The 16975-nt window shown below is 73.8% G+C and carries 17 protein-coding genes; 5 read left to right on the forward strand and 12 right to left on the reverse strand.

Translation table 11 applies throughout. From position 1 onward, the window contains the following. Nucleotides 1–110: 110 nt before the first annotated feature. Both E4623_RS21655 and E4623_RS21660 read left to right on the forward strand, forming a co-directional pair. Complete coding sequence (locus E4623_RS21655; protein ID WP_134768663.1) at nt 111–761, forward strand: amino acid ABC transporter permease; 651 nt, start codon at nt 111–113, stop codon at nt 759–761. After that, a complete protein-coding gene (locus tag E4623_RS21660) occupies nt 758–1648 on the forward strand; it encodes an amino acid ABC transporter permease (RefSeq protein ID WP_134768664.1) in 891 nt (296 codons plus the stop codon). The genes E4623_RS21655 and E4623_RS21660 overlap by 4 nt, the downstream gene beginning before the upstream one ends. A 28-nt stretch (nt 1649–1676) precedes the next feature. Here the strand turns inward: E4623_RS21660 and E4623_RS21665 are convergent, their stop codons facing one another. From E4623_RS21665 to E4623_RS21680, 4 genes are read right to left on the reverse strand one after another with little or no spacing between them, the layout of a single operon-like run. Further along, nucleotides 1677–2156 carry a hotdog fold domain-containing protein gene (locus E4623_RS21665; protein ID WP_134768665.1) on the reverse strand — a complete coding sequence of 160 codons (480 nt, stop codon included), beginning with the start codon at nt 2154–2156 and terminating at the stop codon, nt 1677–1679. A gap of 25 nt (nt 2157–2181) precedes the next feature. Further along, the gene (locus E4623_RS21670) at nt 2182–2457 is read right to left on the reverse strand and encodes a metal-sensitive transcriptional regulator (RefSeq protein ID WP_134768666.1); all 276 of its coding nucleotides are present in this window, start codon (nt 2455–2457) and stop codon (nt 2182–2184) included. Between the two features lie 31 nt (nt 2458–2488). Continuing rightward, on the reverse strand, nt 2489–2875 hold the full coding sequence (locus E4623_RS21675; protein WP_134768667.1) for a VOC family protein: 387 nt from the start codon (nt 2873–2875) through the stop codon (nt 2489–2491). After that, on the reverse strand, nt 2872–3699 hold the full coding sequence (locus E4623_RS21680) for a methyltransferase domain-containing protein (RefSeq protein ID WP_134768668.1): 828 nt from the start codon (nt 3697–3699) through the stop codon (nt 2872–2874). The genes E4623_RS21675 and E4623_RS21680 overlap by 4 nt, the downstream gene beginning before the upstream one ends. 96 nt (nt 3700–3795) lie before the next feature. Between E4623_RS21680 and E4623_RS21685 the strand changes: the two genes are divergently transcribed. After that, nucleotides 3796–4296, forward strand: coding sequence for a MarR family transcriptional regulator (locus tag E4623_RS21685; protein WP_134768669.1), 501 nt, complete (start codon nt 3796–3798; stop codon nt 4294–4296). 6 nt (nt 4297–4302) lie between these two features. On the opposite strand, the gene E4623_RS21690 is transcribed toward E4623_RS21685, so the two are convergent. From E4623_RS21690 to rsmI, 7 genes are all read right to left on the reverse strand, one after another. Then, entirely contained in the window at nt 4303–6141 is a 1839-nt protein-coding gene (locus tag E4623_RS21690) for an ABC-F family ATP-binding cassette domain-containing protein (RefSeq protein WP_134768670.1), read from the reverse strand. A 22-nt stretch (nt 6142–6163) separates the two neighbouring features. Then, complete coding sequence (locus tag E4623_RS21695; protein WP_245155212.1) at nt 6164–7090, reverse strand: 4-(cytidine 5'-diphospho)-2-C-methyl-D-erythritol kinase; 927 nt, start codon at nt 7088–7090, stop codon at nt 6164–6166. Next, on the reverse strand, nt 7087–7947 hold the full coding sequence (gene rsmA / locus E4623_RS21700; protein WP_134768671.1) for a 16S rRNA (adenine(1518)-N(6)/adenine(1519)-N(6))-dimethyltransferase RsmA: 861 nt from the start codon (nt 7945–7947) through the stop codon (nt 7087–7089). The genes E4623_RS21695 and rsmA overlap by 4 nt, the downstream gene beginning before the upstream one ends. Before the next feature lie 29 nt (nt 7948–7976). Next, on the reverse strand, nt 7977–9206 hold the full coding sequence (locus tag E4623_RS23415) for a resuscitation-promoting factor (RefSeq protein ID WP_134768672.1): 1230 nt from the start codon (nt 9204–9206) through the stop codon (nt 7977–7979). Nucleotides 9207–9555: 349 nt separating this feature from the next. Next, nucleotides 9556–10449: a TatD family hydrolase gene (locus E4623_RS21710; protein ID WP_134768673.1), complete on the reverse strand. Its 894-nt coding sequence runs from the start codon at nt 10447–10449 to the stop codon at nt 9556–9558. Then, nucleotides 10446–11285: an alpha/beta fold hydrolase gene (locus E4623_RS21715; protein WP_134768674.1), complete on the reverse strand. Its 840-nt coding sequence runs from the start codon at nt 11283–11285 to the stop codon at nt 10446–10448. The genes E4623_RS21710 and E4623_RS21715 overlap by 4 nt, the downstream gene beginning before the upstream one ends. Next, complete coding sequence (rsmI, locus tag E4623_RS21720) at nt 11282–12139, reverse strand: 16S rRNA (cytidine(1402)-2'-O)-methyltransferase (protein WP_134768675.1); 858 nt, start codon at nt 12137–12139, stop codon at nt 11282–11284. The genes E4623_RS21715 and rsmI overlap by 4 nt, the downstream gene beginning before the upstream one ends. A gap of 25 nt (nt 12140–12164) precedes the next feature. Between rsmI and E4623_RS21725 the strand changes: the two genes are divergently transcribed. Then, nucleotides 12165–13916, forward strand: a complete 1752-nt coding sequence (locus tag E4623_RS21725; RefSeq protein WP_167736801.1) for a phospholipid carrier-dependent glycosyltransferase — start codon at nt 12165–12167, stop codon at nt 13914–13916. A 274-nt stretch (nt 13917–14190) separates the two neighbouring features. Continuing rightward, nucleotides 14191–14610, forward strand: a complete 420-nt coding sequence (locus E4623_RS21730; protein WP_134768676.1) for a PPOX class F420-dependent oxidoreductase — start codon at nt 14191–14193, stop codon at nt 14608–14610. A gap of 27 nt (nt 14611–14637) precedes the next feature. On the opposite strand, the gene E4623_RS21735 is transcribed toward E4623_RS21730, so the two are convergent. Beyond that, complete coding sequence (locus E4623_RS21735; RefSeq protein WP_134768677.1) at nt 14638–16776, reverse strand: DEAD/DEAH box helicase; 2139 nt, start codon at nt 16774–16776, stop codon at nt 14638–14640. Nucleotides 16777–16975 lie beyond the last annotated feature (199 nt).

The following is a 16975-nucleotide window of genomic DNA, read 5'->3' on the forward strand; positions in this document are numbered from 1 at the left end:
CCCCCACCCCGCCGCCTCCCCGCCCACCCCCCCCTGCCGCCCCCCCCCCCGGGGGGGGGGGGGGCCCCCCCCCCCCCCCCCGCGACCGCCTCACTGCTGAGAGGTGGCCGGTGGAGGCCGTAACCGACAACCTGGACCTGTACTGGTCGGGTTTCCTTCGTTCCCTGGGCATCTGCCTGTGGGGCATGGTCGGGTCGTTGACCCTCGGGACCGTCATCGCGGCCTGCCGGGTCTCGCCGAGCCCCGCGCTGCAGGCGTTCGGCACCGGCTGGGTGACGGTCGTGCGCAACTGTCCCCTGACCATCGTGCTCTTCTTCATGGCCTTCGGCCTGCCTGAGCTCGGCATCAACTTCTCCTACTACGTCTTCGGCGTCGCCGGCCTGGTGATCTACACCTCGGCGTTCGTCTGCGAGGCACTCCGCGCCGGCATCAACTCCGTCGCGGTCGGACAGGCCGAGGCGGCGCGCGCCATCGGCCTCACCTTCACGCAGTCGTTGAGCACCATCGTCCTGCCCCAGGCCTTCCGCAGCTCCGTGCCGCCCGTCGGGAGCGTGCTCATCGCGATGTTCAAGAACTCCGCCGTGGTCGGCGCCTTCGGGATCGGTGGCGACCTGTACAGCCTGAGCGGGCGGCTGACCAGCTCGCAGGGGCTCGCCTACGTCCCGGTGCTGACGGGGGTCGCCATCGGCTACCTCGTCATCACCCTGAGCGCCGGAGCCCTCCTCGGGCTCATCGAGCGAAAGGTGGCGATCGCGCGATGAACAGCTCGGTCCTCTACGACGCCCCCGGCCCCCGGGCCCGACGACGGGCGCGGATCGGCTCCGTCCTGGCGCTGCTCGTCATGGCGGGTGCCGTCTACGTGGTCGTCCAGCGTCTGGCCGACCGCGGCCAGTTCGAGTGGGAGCTGTGGGGGCCTTGGCTGGACCCGTCGTTCGAGGAGTTCCCGCTCGTCTGGAACCTGGTGCGCGAGGGTGCCGTGGCGACGCTCGTCGCCGCTGTCTTGTCGATCGGGCTCTCCCTGTTCTTCGGGGTCCTGCTGGGCGTGGCCCGGATGAGGCTGGGCCGAGCCGCCCGGATCCCCCTCGTCGGCTTCATCGAGCTCTTCCGCGGACTGCCGGTCGTCATCACGATCGTCTTCGTGTGGCGGGCCTTCGAGGAGCTGGACGTCGACCTGGGTCCCCTGCCCGGCGGCGTCGGCCTGTGGTACCTCGTGATCGGCCTGACCCTCTACAACTCGGTGATCATCGCCGAGATCCTGCGAGCCGGGGTGGCCTCGCTCCCCAGCGGGCAGGGCGAGGCGGCGCGCGCGATCGGGATGACCGAGAGCCAGGTCATGCGCACGGTGCTGCTCCCGCAGGCGTTCCGGGTCATGCTCCCGGCGCTCATCAGCCAGCTCGTGGTGATCCTGAAGGACACCTCGCTCGCCGCGCTGGTCGGCAGCTTCTACATCGAGCTCCTCAGCCGCGGCAACCAGATCTCCCAGAACCTCGACAACCCCATCCAGTCGCTGTTCATCGTCGGCATCATGTTCATCCTCATCAACTACGCCCTGTCGAAGCTGGCGACCTGGGTCGAGCGGCGGATGAGCCGGTCCTACACCGGGTCCGACGCCCTCACCACGGTCGACGACGTGGTCCCGGCCACCTGAGCCGAGCACCCGGCCCGGCCCACGGGACCTAGCGCCGCGGCGTCACCCACAGCCGGATGGTGCCCTCGATGACGGTCGTCCCGTCGTCGAGGGCACCGCTGCACGTCACGGCGACCTCGCGGGGACCCTCGCCGGCCCAGTCGGCCGCGGTGGTCTCGGCCACACAGGTGACGTCGCCGGCGGCCTTGGCGGTGTAGCGGACCTCCATGCCCCGCGGGATCCAGCGCTCGCCGTCCGCGACGGTCGCCTCGGCGAGGGCGCCCATGGCCGCCTCGAGACCGTTGCAGAGCGCGATCGCGTGGACGGTGCCGAGGTGGTTGGTGACGCGGCGACGTCTCGCGATCCGCAGCTCGGCGCGGTGCGGGCCGATCTCGGTGAAGCGCGGGCGGATCGAGGCGAAGTACGGCGCCTTCTGGCTGAACGCGACGGAGAAGACGCGCCTGCCGATGCTGCTGCCCACGACGGGGAGGCCGGTGGCGGTGCGCCACAGGGCGAGGACCTGGCTCATGCCGCCGACCCTACCGGAGGGTAACTTAAGTGACGGAGAGGATCAGCCGTTCGAGCCGGTCGATCCGTTCGGGGGTCACGTCGCCGACGTCCGCCCCGGCCCGCCACTCGGCGGCGACCATGGCGAGACCGGCGCGGTCGAGCGCGCGGGAGACCGCCTTGATCTGGCCGAGCACGGCCTCGAGGTCGCGCCCCTCCTCGATCATGCGGAGCACGCCGCCGAGCTGGCCCTGGGCCCGCTTGACCCGGTTGAGGACCGCGGCCCGGTCGACGTCGCCCTGGTGACCCTGGTAGTCCGTCATGCCCACCTCAACGGCCCGACACCCCCCGGGGTTACGCGGGCGCCAGCAGCTCGACGCGGTTGCCGTGCGGGTCGAAGGTGTGGAACCGGACGTGACCCGGGAACGTGTCGCGCTGGCTCCGGTCGACCTCGCCGCCGTCGGCCTCGACGCGGACGGCAACGGCCTCCAGGTCGGCGAGGGTCGCGACGAGGAGCGCCGGGTGCGCCTTGCGGGCCGGCGCGAACGGCTCCTCGACGCCGACGTGGATCTCGGCCGCGACCGCTCCCCTGTCGTCGTGCGCGCGGAACCACGCGCCGCCGCGCGCCCGCAGCGGCTCGGGCTTCTCCACCTCCGTGAGGCCGAGGGCGGCACCGTAGAAGCGGCGGACGGCGTCCTCGCCGCCGGGCGGGCAGGCGACCTGCACGTGGTGCAGCCTCATCCGCGCGCCCCGGCCGGCACGTGCGCCACGACGAAGACCCGGCGAAACGGCAGCACCACGGTGCCGTCGGCGCGCACCGGGTACGCCGCGGCCAGCCGGCGGCGGAACTCGGCCTCGAAGACCGGGCGGACGTCGTCCGGGAGCGCCTGGAGGGTCGGTCGCGCGCCCGTGGCGCTGACCCACGTGAAGACCGGGTCGGGGTCCTCGGGCGTCGCCTCCAGCACGTGCAGGTACGTCGTCTCCCACGCGTCGACGTCGCAGCCGAGCGCGGCGAGGGCGTCGAGGTAGACGACCGGGTCGTGGCTGGACGGCACGGCCACGCCGCCCGCCGCGGCCAGGTGGTCGGCGTACGGCGCCTCGGCGGCGAGGTCGCGGCGGGTCGTGTGGCTCGGCTCCTCGAAGTTCCCGGGCACCTGGAAGGCCAGCCAGCCCCCGGGCGCGACCGCCCCGACCAGGGCGGGCAGGAGCTCGAGGTGGTCGGGCAGCCACTGGAGCGTCGCGTTGGAGACCAGGACGTCGACCGGCTCGGCGCCGGCGACCCAGTCCCGCAGGTCACCGACCTCGTGGGTCACCCGGCCGCCGAGGCCGTCGGCCGCGGCGACCATCTCCGGGCTGCTGTCGACGCCCGTGACGGCGGCGTCCGGCCAGCGCTCGGCGAGCAGCGCGGTGAGGTTGCCGGGTCCGCAGCCGAGGTCGACGACCCGGGCCGGCGAGGCGGGCGTGCCGCCGTCGACCGCGCCGATCCGGGCGACCAGCTCGACGAACGGGCGGCCGCGTTCGTCGGCGTAGGTCAGGTAGCGCTCGGGGTCCCAGGTGTGGGCCATCGCCGCACCTCCACTTCTCTTGACGTCAAGACACTTCTACTCTGCGTGACCGATGTCTCGATGTCAAGATTCTTGACACGTGACTACACTGGGGCCATGCGCGACGAGGTGGACGAGCTGGTCGAGGCGTGGGCCCGGGAACGCACCGACCTCGACCTCGAGCCGGTCGCCGTCTTCTCCCGCATCTCCCGCCTCGCGCGGCACCTCGACCTCGCCCGCCGCGAGGCGTTCAGCGCCCACGACATCGAGTCGTGGGAGTTCGACGTCCTGGCGGCGCTGCGCCGCGCGGGCGACCCCTACGAGCTCTCCCCCGGCCGCCTGCTGCGCGAGACCCTGGTGACCAGCGGCACGATGACCAACCGCGTCGACCGGCTCGCCGCGCGCGGCCTCGTCGAGCGCTACCCCGACCCGGAGGACCGCCGCGGCGTCATCGTGCGGCTCACCCCGGAGGGCAAGGCCGCCGTCGACGGCGCCTTCGAGGCGCTCCTGCAGGCCGAGCGCGCCCTGCTCGCCGACCTCCCCCAGCGCGACCAGGCACGCCTGGCCACCCTGCTGCGCACGCTGCTCGCCCCGTTCGGCAGCCCCCCGGCGGGGTAGTCCCGGTCAGCCGAGGAGCTCGGCCGCCTCCAGCCACTCGACCTCGACGTCGTCCTTCTCGGCCAGGACCTGCTGGAGCTGGGCGGAGAGGCCGGCGATGGCGCTGTAGTCGGTGCCGGCCGCCACGATGGCGGCGTTCAGCTCGGCCTCGCGGGCGGCCAGGCGCGCGAGCTGCTTGTCGAGCCGGGCGACGGCCTTGCGGGCGGCGCGCTCGTCGGCCGAGCCGGTGCGCGCCCTGGCCTGTCCGGGCTCGGCCGGGTCGCCTCCCCCGCCTGCGCCCGACGCGCTCGTGCGACCTCGTTCCGCGGCCGCCTCGCTCGCTCGACCCTCGCGCCGCGCGGTGTCCCGCTCCCTCGTCGCGAGGCTGCGGCGCTCCAGGTACTCGTCCACGCCGCGCGGCAGCATCGAGATCTGGCCGTCGCCGAGCAGCGCCCACACCGAGTCGGTGACCCGCTCGAGGAAGTAGCGGTCGTGCGAGACGACGACCAGGGTGCCGGGCCAGCCGTCGAGGAAGTCCTCGAGGACGGTGAGGGTCTCGATGTCGAGGTCGTTGGTGGGCTCGTCGAGCAGCAGCACGTTGGGCTCGGTCAGCAGCAGCTTGAGCAGCTGGAACCGGCGCCGCTCGCCACCGGACAGGTCGCCCAGGCGGGCGGTCAGCTTGTCGCCGGTGAAGCCGAAGCGCTCCAGCATCGAGGTCGCGGTGATCTCGCCGTCCTTGGTGACGGTGACCCGGCGGATCGCCTCGACCGTCGGCAGCACGCGGCCCATCGGGTCGACGTCGTCGAGCGCCTGGGTGAGGTGCTGCAGCGCGACCGTCTTGCCGAGCTTCGCCCGGCCCGCGCTCGGCGCGAGCGCGCCCGCCAGCAGCGACAGCACCGAGGTCTTGCCGGCGCCGTTGACGCCGACGATGCCGACCCGGTCGCCGGGACCGAGCCGCCAGGTCGCGCCCGAGAGCAGCCGGCGCTCGCCGCGGACGAGGTCGACGTCCTCGACGTCGATGACGTCCTTGCCGAGCCGCTGCGTCGCGAACTTCTGCAGCTCGAGCCGGTCGCGCGGCGGCGGGACGTCCTCGATCAGCTGGTTGGCGGCGTCGATGCGGAACTTCGGCTTCGCCGTCCGCGCCGGTGCGCCGCGGCGCAGCCAGGCCAGCTCCTTGCGCGCCAGGTTCTGCCGGCGGGTCTCGCTGGCGTCGGCCTGGCGGGAGCGCTCGGCCTTGGCGAGCACGAACGCGGCGTACCCGCCCTCGTAGACGTCGACGGCGCCGTCGTGGACCTCCCACGTGTACTGGCAGACCTCGTCGAGGAACCACCGGTCGTGGGTGACGACCACCAGCGCGGAGGAACGACGGCGCAGGTGCCCGGCGAGCCAGGCGACCGCCTCGACGTCGAGGTGGTTGGTCGGCTCGTCGAGGACGATCAGCTCGTGGTCGCCGATGAGCAGCGCGGCCAGCGCGCACCGCCGGCGCTCGCCGCCGGACAGCCCCAGGACCGCCCGGTCGAGCTCGACGCCGACCAGCAGCTCGGTGACGACGCCGCGCAGGGTGGCGTCGGCGGCCCACTCGTGGTCGGAACGGCCACCGAGCACCGCCTCGCGCACGGTGTGGGTGTCGTCGAGCTCGTCGCCCTGGTGGAGGTAGCCGACCAGCAGCCCGCGGCTGCGCGAGACCCGGCCGGTGTCGGCCTCCTCGAGGCCGGTCATCACCTCGAGCAGGGTGGTCTTGCCGTCGCCGTTGCGGCCGACGATGCCGATCCGGTCGCCGGCGGCGATCCCGAGCGACACGTCGCTGAGCAGCGGGCGGACGCCGTACGACTTCGAGACGCCCTCGAGGTTGAGGAGGTTGACCACGGATGACACCTAGACCTGACGACTACACATGGCTGGGGACGAGGTGCGCGCCGGCGACGGCACCGTTCGCGACGAGCACGACCTCCTGGCCGGTGCGCATCAGCGCTCCGGCCAGGTCGCGGGCGTGGTCGGCGGACTCGCAGAGGAAGACGACGGTCGGGCCGGACCCGGAGACGATGCCCCGCAGCGCCCCCTCGGACTCGCCGCGCTCGATCAGCGCGCCGAGCTCGGGGCGCAGGTCGACCGCCGGGTCCTGCAGGTCGTTGTGGAGCGCGCGGGCCAGGCTGACCGGCTGGCCCGTGCGGAGCGCACCGAGCAGGACGTCGGCCTCGGGCGGGTTCTCCGAGGCGTCGGGACGCAGTCGGTCGAAGTGCCGGTAGACCTCGGGGGTCGACAGGCCCTGGCGGCTCGGCACGATCACCCACCACCAGGTGCCGACGTCGGCGACCGGCTCGACGATCTCGCCGCGACCGGTGCCGAGCGCGGTTCCGCCGACCAGCGCGAACGGCACGTCGCTGCCCAGCTCGGCGGCGATCGCCAGCAGCGCGTCGTCGGGGGTGCGCAGGTCGTGCAGCCGGTCGAGCGCGACGAGCGCGGCGGCGCCGTCGGCCGACCCACCGGCCAGCCCCCCGGCGACCGGGATCGCCTTCTCGACCTCGATCCGGCCGGTGAGCTCGCGGCCGTGGTGCCGCCCGAGCAGGACGGCGGCGCGGTGCACCAGGTTGTCGCTGTCGACGGGGACGGCGCCGGCGTCGATCCAGTCGGTCGTCGTGAGCGTCAGGGTCAGGTCGTCGGCGGGGTACGCCGTCACGTCGTCGCACAGCCCGACGGCCTGGTAGACGGTGGTCAGCGGGTGGAAGCCGTCCTCGCGCGGGGCGCCGACACCCAGGTGCAGGTTGACCTTGGCGGCGGCACGCACGGTCACCGGGGTCGTGCCGATGCCGATCACCGCAGGCCCTCGGCGATGGCGGCGAACTGCCCGACGTCCAACGACTCACCGCGCGCGAGCGGGTCCACGCCGGCGCCGGTGAGGGCGCGGTCGATCGCCTCCGGCTCGGCGATGGACCGGAGCGCGCCGCGCAGCGCCTTGCGGCGGTGGGCGAACGCGGCGTCCACGACCGCGAAGACCTCGGTGCGCGACGCCGTCGTGGCCGGGGGCGGTCGGTGGGTCCACGCCACCAGGCCGGAGTCGACGTTCGGGGCCGGCCAGAACACGCTGCGGCCGATCGCGCCGGCGCGGCGCACGTCGGCGTACCAGGCCGCCTTGACCGACGGGACGCCGTAGGTCTTGGAACCCGGACGGGCCGCGAGGCGGTCGGCGACCTCGGCCTGCACCATCACCAGTCCGCGCTCCAGGCTCGGCAGCAGCGCGAGCAGGTGCAGCAGGACCGGCACCGAGATGTTGTAGGGCAGGTTCGCGACGAGCGCGGTCGGCGGCGGGCCGGGGACGTCGGTGACGCGGAGCGCGTCGGCGTGCACCAGCTCGAACGCCCCGGGCCGGCCGGCCTGGTCGGGTGCGCGCTCGCCGATGGTCTCCACCAGCAGCGAGGCCAGCTTGTCGTCGACCTCGATCGCGACGACGCGCTGCGCCACCTCGAGCAGCGCCAGGGTCAGCGAGCCGAGGCCGGGACCGACCTCCAGCACGACGTCGTCGCCGGTGACGCCGGACTCGCGCACGATGCGTCGCACGGTGTTGCCGTCGATGACGAAGTTCTGCCCGCGCTGCTTGGTCGGGCGCAGGTCGAGACGGTCCGCGAGCCGACGTACGTCCGCCGCCCCGAGGAGGCGTGGGGCGGCGGACGTCATGTCGAGCAGGCTATCGGCGGCTCTCCCGGTCAGCGGGGCAGCCCCAGCTTGGCCGCGCAGCCGGGCCAGGACCCGTAGCCGCCGGTGGCGGCACGCAGCCGCTCGGCGACGGCGATCTGGGCCTCGCGGGAGTTGCTGCTCGGCAGGCCGGAGCCGCCGTAGGCCTGCCAGGTCGGGAGGCTGAACTGGAGGCCGCCGTAGTAGCCGTTGCCGGTGTTGATGGCCCAGTTGCCGCCGGACTCGCACTGGGCGAGGGCGTCCCACACGGTGCCGCCGCCGGAGTAGTCGGGTGCGGCCTCCTCCTCCAGGGTGCCGACCGTGACGACGGCGTCGACGGGACGACGGGTCACCCGCGAGCTCAGCTCGCGCCGCTGCACGACCTCGCCGTTGCGGACGACGATCCAGTAGACGACGTCGCGAGCGCCGGCGCGGCCCTCGGTGACGGTCTCGGTCTCTCCCTCGGGCAGGGTGTCGTCCTCGCGCTCGACGGTCGAGAAGTCGATCTCCTCGCCCTCGACCGCCTTGCGGGCCACCCGGACGTCGGTGAAGACGACCCGGTCGCCGTCCTCGATCTCGGCGGCGCGCGCGGGCCTGGTCTCGTCGTGCTTGTCGAGGGTGACCCCGACGCCGCGCAGCGCCTCCGCGACGGTGAGGGCGGTGACGGTCCTGGTGACCGGCTTCTTCCCGGCCAGCCGGAAGGTGACGTCCTTGGCGGTGACGACCTCGACGGCCACGCCGCCGCGGTCGATGGTCAGGCCGCGGCTGGTGGAGAGGCGCGCGTCCTGGAAGGGCGCGCCGATCTCGCCGAGCGCCGAGGCGACGTCGGTGGAGGTCACCCAGTGGCTGGTCGTGTCGCCGTCGACGGTGAGCTCGACCTCGCGGCCGTAGCGGACGTTGATGAGGCTGCCGTCCTCGACCTCGGTGCCGAGGGCGGGCGCCACCAGGTCGTGCTCCCCGACCTCGATGCCCTCGGACTCCAGGACCTCCTCGACGGTGCCGCCCATGGCGGTGACCTCGCGCTGCTCGCCGTCGACCGAGACGGTGACCGACTTGCTGAGCGCGGCGTACCCGAGGGTGGTGCCGGCCACGGCGAGCAGGACCACCGCGGCGAGCGAGACCACGACGGCCCGGCTCCGGAGGAGTCGGCCGGCGAGCCCCGGGGAGGGGGGCGTCGAGCCGGCGGTGCCGTCGGTGGTGCTGGCTGTGGTGCTGGCTGTGCGGTCGAGGGGGGTCTGGTCTGGATGCTCGTGGGCGGGCATCGTGCTCCGAACGTCGTGATCCCCGGGCCTCGGGACGTCGGCGCCCCGGCACGCTCGAGCGGCCCCGTCCGGGACCCCTCTCGCAGCGGGTGTCGGACCCGGTGTTCGTCGTCGTGCTCGGGGTCCGACCGCGCCGGACGGGTCTTCCCGATCCCGGCCAACGCGTTCCAGAAGAGCAGTGATGTGGTCGAGAATCAAGCCGGCGGACCGTCCCGCGCCTCGCCGGGTGGCCGGGATCACGGCCAGCGCGCCCCACCCGTCACACCAGCCTCACCCGACGCTGACCCGTCGCCGATAGGTGACGGGTCAGCGCAGACTGGCGAGCGACCCGTCGCCGATGGGTGACGGGTCACCAGGGGCCACCGAAGGCGGTGGAGGTGTTGGCGTCGATCGCGCGGCACAGGGTCTCGAGGTCGTCGCCGCGGACGTCGGCCATGGCGCGGACCGTCAGCGGCACCAGGTAGGAGGCGTTCGGACGGCCCCGGTACGGCGTCGGGGTCAGGAACGGCGCGTCGGTCTCGACCAGGAGCCGGTCGAGCGGGGTGAGGGCGAGGGCGTCACGGAGCGGCTGGGCGTTCTTGAAGGTCACCGTGCCCGCGAAGGACAGGTGGGCGCCCCGGTCGAGGCAGGCCCGGGCGAACGCCTCGTCGCCGGAGAAGCAGTGCATCACCCAGCGGTCGGGGACGCCCTCCTCGTCGAGGACGCGGAGCACCTCGTCGTGGGCGTCGCGGTCGTGGATGACCAGCGTCTTGTCGAGCCGCTTCGCCAGGTCGACGTGGCGCCGGAACGACGCGACCTGCGCCGCCCGCCCGTCCTCGCCGGTCCGGAAGTGGTCGAGGCCGGTCTCGCCCACCGCGCGCACCTTCGTGTGCGCGCCGGCGAGCGCCTCGATCTCGGCGAGCGCCTCGTCGAGCCGGCCCGCGGCGGCCAGTCGCGGCGCCTCGTTGGGGTGCAGCGCGACGCCGGCCACCAACGCGCCGTACGTCGCCGCCGCCTCGACCGCCCAGCGCGCGCCGGGCAGGTCGCAGCCGATCTGCACGATGCGGGTCACGCCCACCGCGGCGGCCGCCGCGATCGCGCCCGCGGTGTCGACCCAGTCGCCGTCGGCGATGTCGAGGTGGCAGTGGTTGTCGACGACGGGGTGCGGCAGCGGCTCCGGGGACGGCGGCCGCTCGCGGTCGCGACGGGCGCCGCTGGTCTCCTCGGTCGCGGCGCGCGAGCGGGTGGGGCCCTGCGCCGTCATGCCGACGCCGCCCGTTCGAGCACGGCCTCGGCCAGCGCCTCGGGCGCGTGCACGGGGATCCAGTGGTCGACCCCGGCGAGCACCACCAGCTCGTACGGCGCGTCGACGTGCTGCGGCGTCCGGTCGATGCTGGCCCGGCTGACGAAGTGGTCGCCGTCGCTCCACACCATCGTGGTCGGCACGGTGACCGGCGAGCGGAGCAGGCCGCGGTCGGCGAACGGCATCGCGCGGTACCAGGCCAGTGCGCCCGGCAGCGCGCCGTGCTCGACGATCTCGGCGCGGAACCGCGCCACCTCCTCGGCCGACAGGCCGCTGCCCCGCAGCGCGCGGTCGAAGACCCCACCGCGGCGGGCCGCGAGCCGCTCGGGCACCCACGGCAGCTGGAAGCCGGCCAGGTACCAGGACCTCAGGAGCTGCGAGGAGCGCACCAGCGAGCCGAGGTAGGCCTGCGGGTGCGGCACCGAGACCGACGTCAGGGTGCGCACCAGGTCGGGCCGGGTCGTCGCGACCGCCCACGCCGCGATGGCGCCCCAGTCGTGCCCGACGACGTGGGCGCGGCCGCCGGCCCGCTCGACCAGCGCGGCGACGTCGCCCGCGAGGTGGGTGATCGTGTGGTCGCGCCGCCGCGGCGGCCGGGCGCCCGGCGAGTAGCCGCGCTGGTCGGGCGCGACCGTGCGGTAGCCCGCGGCGTGCAGCAGCGGCGCGACCAGCCGCCAGCACGACGCCCGCTCGGGGAACCCGTGGAGCAGGACGACGACGTCGCCGTCGACCGGTCCCTCGTCGAGGACGTCGAAGGTGAGCCCGTCGTGCTCGTAGGACGTGAGGCGCGCCGTCATCGCGGGCCGGGGGTCGCGTGGACCAGGTTGTAGACGTCCCGCTTGGGCAGGCCGGCCAGCCGGGCGACCTCGAGGATCGCGTCCTTGCGCTTCATGCCCCGATCCTCCCGCTCGGCGACGGCGGCCAGCAGCGTGGGCTCGTCGTGCCCGATCGCGGGCGCCGGTGCGGCGCCCCCGACGACGATGGTCACCTCACCCCGGACCCCGTCGGCGGCCCAGGCGGCGAGCTCGCCCACCGGCCCCCGGCGTACCTCCTCGTGGGTCTTGGTCAGCTCGCGGCAGACCGCACCGGCGCGGTCGGCGCCCCAGGCCTCGGCCATCGCGGCCAGCGCCGCCGCCGTCCGGTGCGGGGCCTCGAAGAACACCATCGTGCGCTGCTCGCCGCCCAGCTCGGCCAGCCGCCGTGCCCGCTCGCCGGCCTTGCGCGGCAGGAAGCCCTCGAAGCAGAACCGGTCCACCGGCAGTCCGCTGACCGCCAACGCCGTCAGGACGGCGCTCGGGCCGGGCACCGCGGTCACGTGGACGCCGGCCTCGACCGCCGCGACCACCAGCCGGTAGCCGGGGTCGGACACGCTGGGCATCCCGGCGTCGGTGACCAGCAGCACCCGCTCGCCCGCGAGCAGCGCCGCGACCAGCGCGGGCGTGCGCTGCTGCTCGTTGCCCTCGAAGTAGGAGACCACCCGGCCCGAGAGCGTGACGCCGAGGTCGGTGGTGAGCCGCTTGAGACGGCGGGTGTCCTCGGCGGCGACCACGTCGGCGTCCGCGAGCTCCTCGGCGAGCCGGGGCGGCGCGTCGGCCACCCGGCCGATCGGGGTCGCGGCCAGGACCAGGACTCCGGGATCGCCAGTGCTCACACCATCGATCGTAGAGTTCCGCCTCGTGACCCTGCTCCACCCGCCCTCGACCGACGACGGGGCGACGCCGTCGGGCACGAAGCCGTCGGCGTGGCGGCGAGCCCGCGGCCGCCTCGCCGGCGTCGAGGCCAGGCTGGAGGACCGGCTGCTCGCGTGGGGCGCCGCGATCCTGGTGGCGGGCCTCGCGTTCGGGATGCGGCTCTGGCGGCTCGGTGAGCCGCACCGCTTCGCCTTCGACGAGACCTACTACGCCAAGGACGCCTGGGGGCTGCTGAACCAGGGCTACGTCCGCAACTACCAGGACGAGGTCGACGGCAAGCTCATCGACCAGGCCATCCTGAGCGGCCGCACCCAGGGCATCTGGGGCGACGGGCCCTCGATGGAGGTGCACCCCGAGGCCGGCAAGTGGGTGATCGCGCTCGGGGAGAAGGCCTTCGGGATGGACCCGTTCGGCTGGCGGATCTCCGCCGCCGTCGTCGGCGCGCTGATGGTGCTGGTGATGTGCCGCCTCGCGCGGCGGCTCACCGGCTCCACGATGCTCGGGTGCCTGGCCGGGCTGCTGCTCGCCTTCGACGGCCTGCACTTCGTGCTGTCCCGGCTGGCGCTGCTCGACATCTTCCTCGCCTTCTTCCTGCTCTGCGGGGTCGCGTGCATCGTCAACGACCGCGACTGGCACCGCGCCAAGCTCGCGCGGCTCGTCGGCGACACCCCGCTGGTCGACTCCGCGTGGGGGCCGGTGCGCGGCCTGCTGTTCCGCCCCTGGCTGCTCACCGGCGGCGTCTGCTTCGGCCTGGCCCTCGGCACCAAGTGGACGGCGGCCTACCCGCTCGCCGCGTTCGGCGTCCTGGTGTGGGTGTGGAGCGGTGGTGCCCGGCGGTCCTTCGGCCTGCGCCAGGCGCGGGTCCGGGCGATGCTGGTCGACGGCGTCCCGGCGTTCGCCCAGCTCGTGCTCGTCGCCTTCGTGGTCTACGTCGCCTCCTGGACCGGCTGGCTGGTGCACGCGGGCGACTACGAGAAGGCGCTGTCGTCGACGCAGTACACCGGTTTCGTCTCCGAGGGCGAGTGCGTCGAGGGCGAGGACGGCGAGCTGCAGACCAACAACGTCAGCGACGACTCCGCGACCTGGCCCACCGCCACCGAGAAGGACGCGAGCGGGCTCGGCGAGGTCGTGCAGTCGCTGCGGTCGCTCTGGTACTACCACCAGGACGTCTACACCTTCCACACCCATTACCTGAACTGCAGCTCCCACGTCTACCAGTCGCAGCCGTCGGGCTGGCTCTTCCTCAACCGGCCGGTCGGCGTCGCGACGGACCTCGACGTGCAGCCCGGCACCGACGGCTGCGACGCCCCGGCCGGCGACACCTGCTACCGGCAGGTGCTGCTCATCGGGACGCCGATCCTCTGGTGGGGCGGGTGCCTGGCGCTCCTCGCCGCGGCCGCCCTGTGGGTCGGCACCCGCGACTGGCGCTTCGGGGTCGCCCTCACCGGCACCCTGTCGACCTGGCTGCCCTGGCTGCTCTACGACGACCGGCCGATCTTCTTCTTCTACGCGATCGCCTGCCTGCCGTTCCTGGTGCTCGCCGTCACCCTCGTGCTCGGCAAGCTGGTCGGGCACTCCCGAGAACCGTCCGGACGGCGGACGACGGGCGTGATCGTGGCCGGCTCGTTCCTCGTGCTCGTCGTGCTCAACTTCGCCTACTTCTACCCGCTGCTCTCCTACGAGGTGATCCCGCGGGGCGACTGGATGGACCGCATGTGGTTCCACCGGTGGATCTGACCTCGAGGAACGAGGGGTCAGATCCAGAGAGGTGGATCGAGCAAGCCGCACGGTCGAGGAACGAGGCCGTGGTCGGCGCGTCGAGATCACTGGCCCATCGGGGCCAGGCCGGCGTGGCGAGTCGGCGGCGGAGGGCCGGCGGTTTCGTCGGCGCTCGCTGGCGCTCGCTTGCTCAACCTCCGAGTGCTCGCTCGCTCGACCTCCGAGGTGGTCGCGTGCACGTGCTCGACCTCCGGGGGAGGTCGGGTGCGCCGGCGGCGGATACCGTCGCGCCATGACGTCGTGGACACCCGGCTGGGACGCGGTCCCGGAGCCGCTGCTGGACTTCTGGACCGAGCGCCACCTGTGCACGCTGACCACGCTGCGGCCCGACGGCCAGCCGCACGTGGTGCCGGTCGGGGTCGCGCTCGACCCCGAGCGGGAGTGCGCGTGGGTGATCACCGGGAACGGGTCGCGCAAGGTGCGCAACCTGCTCGCCGCGGGCAGCGAGGGCGGGCCGGTCGCGGCCTGCCAGGTCGACGGTGCGCGGTGGGCGACGCTGGAGGGCACGGCGGTCGTCGTGCACGACCCGGCGTCGGTGGCGCGGGCCTGCGAGCGGTACGCCGCGCGCTACCGCACCCCGCGGGTCAACCCCGACCGGGTCGCGCTCCGGATCAGCGTCGAGCGCATCGTGGCCTCGCGCGGCCTCGTCTGACCCGGCCCCGCGGGGTGGCGGGGAGGCTCAGTCGCCCCGACTGACCAGTGCCTCGGTGAGCAGCGCGACCAGCGCCTCGGTCTGGATGTCGGCCGAGGAGCCGACCTCCTCGTCGGAGCCGTCGAGCGCGCGGGCGGCGAGGCCGGCCTTGCTGTCGATGAGCTCGGCGACCTTGGTGTCGACGGTCTGCGCGGCGATGACGCGCCACGCGGTGACCGGCTGGTCCTGCCCGATCCGGTGCACGCGGTCGATGGCCTGGGTCTGCTCGGCGTCGGTCCACGACAGCTCGGCGAGGACGACGTTCGAGGCGACCTGCAGGTTGAGGCCGACGCCGGCCGCGGTGAGCGAGCAGACCGCGACCGCGACGTCGGGGTCGTTGACGAAGGCGTCGATGTTCTGCTGGCGCACCTTCGGCGACTGGTCGCCGCGCACGGACGCCGAGCGGATGCCGCGCTTGGCGAACAGCTCCTCGGCGGTGTCCATGACGTCGACGTGCTTGGCGAAGAAGACGACCTTGCCGACGTTGCGGGCCAGCTGGGCGGCGTAGTCGGCGGCGAGGCCGGCCTTCGCCTGCCCGATGCGGCGCATCATCGTGAAGACGTTCTCGCCGTCCTTGCTGCCGCTGGAGGTGGTGTCCTCGCGCTCCCACGTGGCGACGCGGCGCACGAGGTCGCGGTCGATGCCCTCGACGACGACGCCGGAGCGACGGGTCGCCAGCGCCATGTCGTAGCGCTCGACCAGGCGGCGGGCGAGCTCGCGCTCGGCGGCCCGGATGGAGCGGCCGACCTCGCCCTCGAGCTCGACCGGGAGGTCGGCGATCCGGCGGGCCGGGATGTCGGAGGCGACGTCGACCTTGCGGCGCCGCACGATGCCCATGTCGATGACCGCGGAGCGCGCCGCCGGGTAGAAGCCGGGGTCGATCGGGGTGAGGGCGGTGTCCTCGAGCCGGTCCATCAGCTGGCCGAGGGGCTTCTTCTCGTCGATCCAGCCGAGGAACTGCCAGATCGCGCGGAAGTCGTCGATGTCGTTGATCAGCGGGGTGCCGGTGAGCGCGGTCATCAGCGGGCGGCCGGCACGGGCCCGGATCCGGTCGGCGATCTTCAGCACGTGCTGCGAGCGCTGCGAGGACTTGTTCTTGATGAAGTGCGCCTCGTCGACGACCATCCCGCGGAAGCCGTGGGTGCTCATCCAGCCGACGTGGCGGTCGAGGATCTCGTAGTTGACGATCACGATGTCGGCGAAGCCGTCGACGTCGTGGCCGTTGCCGTTGACGACGGTGGCCTTGCGGTGCGGCGTCCAGAGCGAGGCCTCGCGGGCCCAGTTGGTCTTGACCACGCTCGGGACGACGACCAGCAGCGGGTAGGCGTCGGCGGCCTGCGCGGCGAGCAGCGCCTGCGCGGTCTTGCCGAGACCGGGCTCGTCGGCGAGCAGGAACGTGCGGTGCCCCGTCGCGGCCGACTCGACGACCTGCGCCTGGTGGTGCATCAGCTCGAGGCCGGTGGGCGCCTTGAACGAGAACTCCTGGCCGTCGGGCAGCGCCATGCAGGACGTCGCCCCGCCGGCCGCCCGCTCGAACGACTCCAGCAGCGGCTCGATGAGCTCCCACCCGGAGAGCCGCCGGGCGTGGGAGGGACGCACCACGCCGGAGAAGTCGGGCACGAGGAAGGGGTTGGCCAGCTGGCGCGAGACGACCGAGCGCGGGGTGACCTGACGCTCGGGGTCGAAGGCGACCGTCGCGACGGGCTCCGGGGCGCTCTCCTCCTCCTCGGGCACCTCGACCCCGGCGGCGACGAGCATGTCGCGCTTGAGGTCGCGCCCGGCGTCGGAGAGGACGGCGTCCTCGGCGAGCAGCGCGAGCAACGAGGTGTCGCGGGCGGTGGTCTTCGCCAGGATGGTCCCGATGCCGTCGAGCCGCTTGAGCTGCTCGGCGCGCTGGGCCTCGTTGATCTCGGTGTCGACCTTGACCCGGCCGCGCTCCTCGCGGGCGAGCTGGGCGACGACCTGGAACTTGGTGCGGCTGGTCGGCTTGACCTTGCCGCGTTGCGCGGCGCCCTCCACCTCGCGCACGGCCCGCGCGAGGATCGGGATGATCCCCTCGTTGTCGAGCTCGCGCCCGCGGCGGCGCGCGCGGGTGGCGCCGTTCTGGCGCTGGCCTCCTCGAGCCAAGGGACTCCCCCTTCGGAGCTGCCAGACCGGTGCGGTCGTGGCGGTACGACGCGCGGCGACTCCTGGCGGGCCCACCGACGGAGCCCTGCGGGAGTGTGCCGCGGGGCTGGACGTCGCGCGTGGCCGACCGGTCGATCGCCAAGGCGTTTCGGGTGCCGTCAGGGACGGCGGTCGCCGGTCCCATACCGACGTGCCGTCA

Source organism: Nocardioides sp. 1609 (assembly GCF_004522105.1).
Lineage (GTDB): Bacteria > Actinomycetota > Actinomycetes > Propionibacteriales > Nocardioidaceae > Nocardioides.

Bases quoted from the DNA above. Each gene is read 5' to 3' on its own strand.
- E4623_RS21660 (WP_134768664.1), top strand. From the start codon at position 758: ATGAACAGCTCGGTCCTCTACGACGCCCCCGGCCCCCGGGCCCGACGA.
- E4623_RS21665 (WP_134768665.1), bottom strand. From the start codon at position 2,156: ATGAGCCAGGTCCTCGCCCTGTGGCGCACCGCCACCGGCCTCCCCGTC.
- E4623_RS21670 (WP_134768666.1), bottom strand. From the start codon at position 2,457: ATGACGGACTACCAGGGTCACCAGGGCGACGTCGACCGGGCCGCGGTC.
- E4623_RS21675 (WP_134768667.1), bottom strand. From the start codon at position 2,875: ATGAGGCTGCACCACGTGCAGGTCGCCTGCCCGCCCGGCGGCGAGGAC.
- E4623_RS21680 (WP_134768668.1), bottom strand. From the start codon at position 3,699: ATGGCCCACACCTGGGACCCCGAGCGCTACCTGACCTACGCCGACGAA.
- E4623_RS21685 (WP_134768669.1), top strand. From the start codon at position 3,796: ATGCGCGACGAGGTGGACGAGCTGGTCGAGGCGTGGGCCCGGGAACGC.
- rsmA (WP_134768671.1), bottom strand. From the start codon at position 7,947: ATGACGTCCGCCGCCCCACGCCTCCTCGGGGCGGCGGACGTACGTCGG.
- E4623_RS23415 (WP_134768672.1), bottom strand. From the start codon at position 9,206: ATGCCCGCCCACGAGCATCCAGACCAGACCCCCCTCGACCGCACAGCC.
- E4623_RS21710 (WP_134768673.1), bottom strand. From the start codon at position 10,449: ATGACGGCGCAGGGCCCCACCCGCTCGCGCGCCGCGACCGAGGAGACC.
- E4623_RS21715 (WP_134768674.1), bottom strand. From the start codon at position 11,285: ATGACGGCGCGCCTCACGTCCTACGAGCACGACGGGCTCACCTTCGAC.
- E4623_RS21730 (WP_134768676.1), top strand. From the start codon at position 14,191: ATGACGTCGTGGACACCCGGCTGGGACGCGGTCCCGGAGCCGCTGCTG.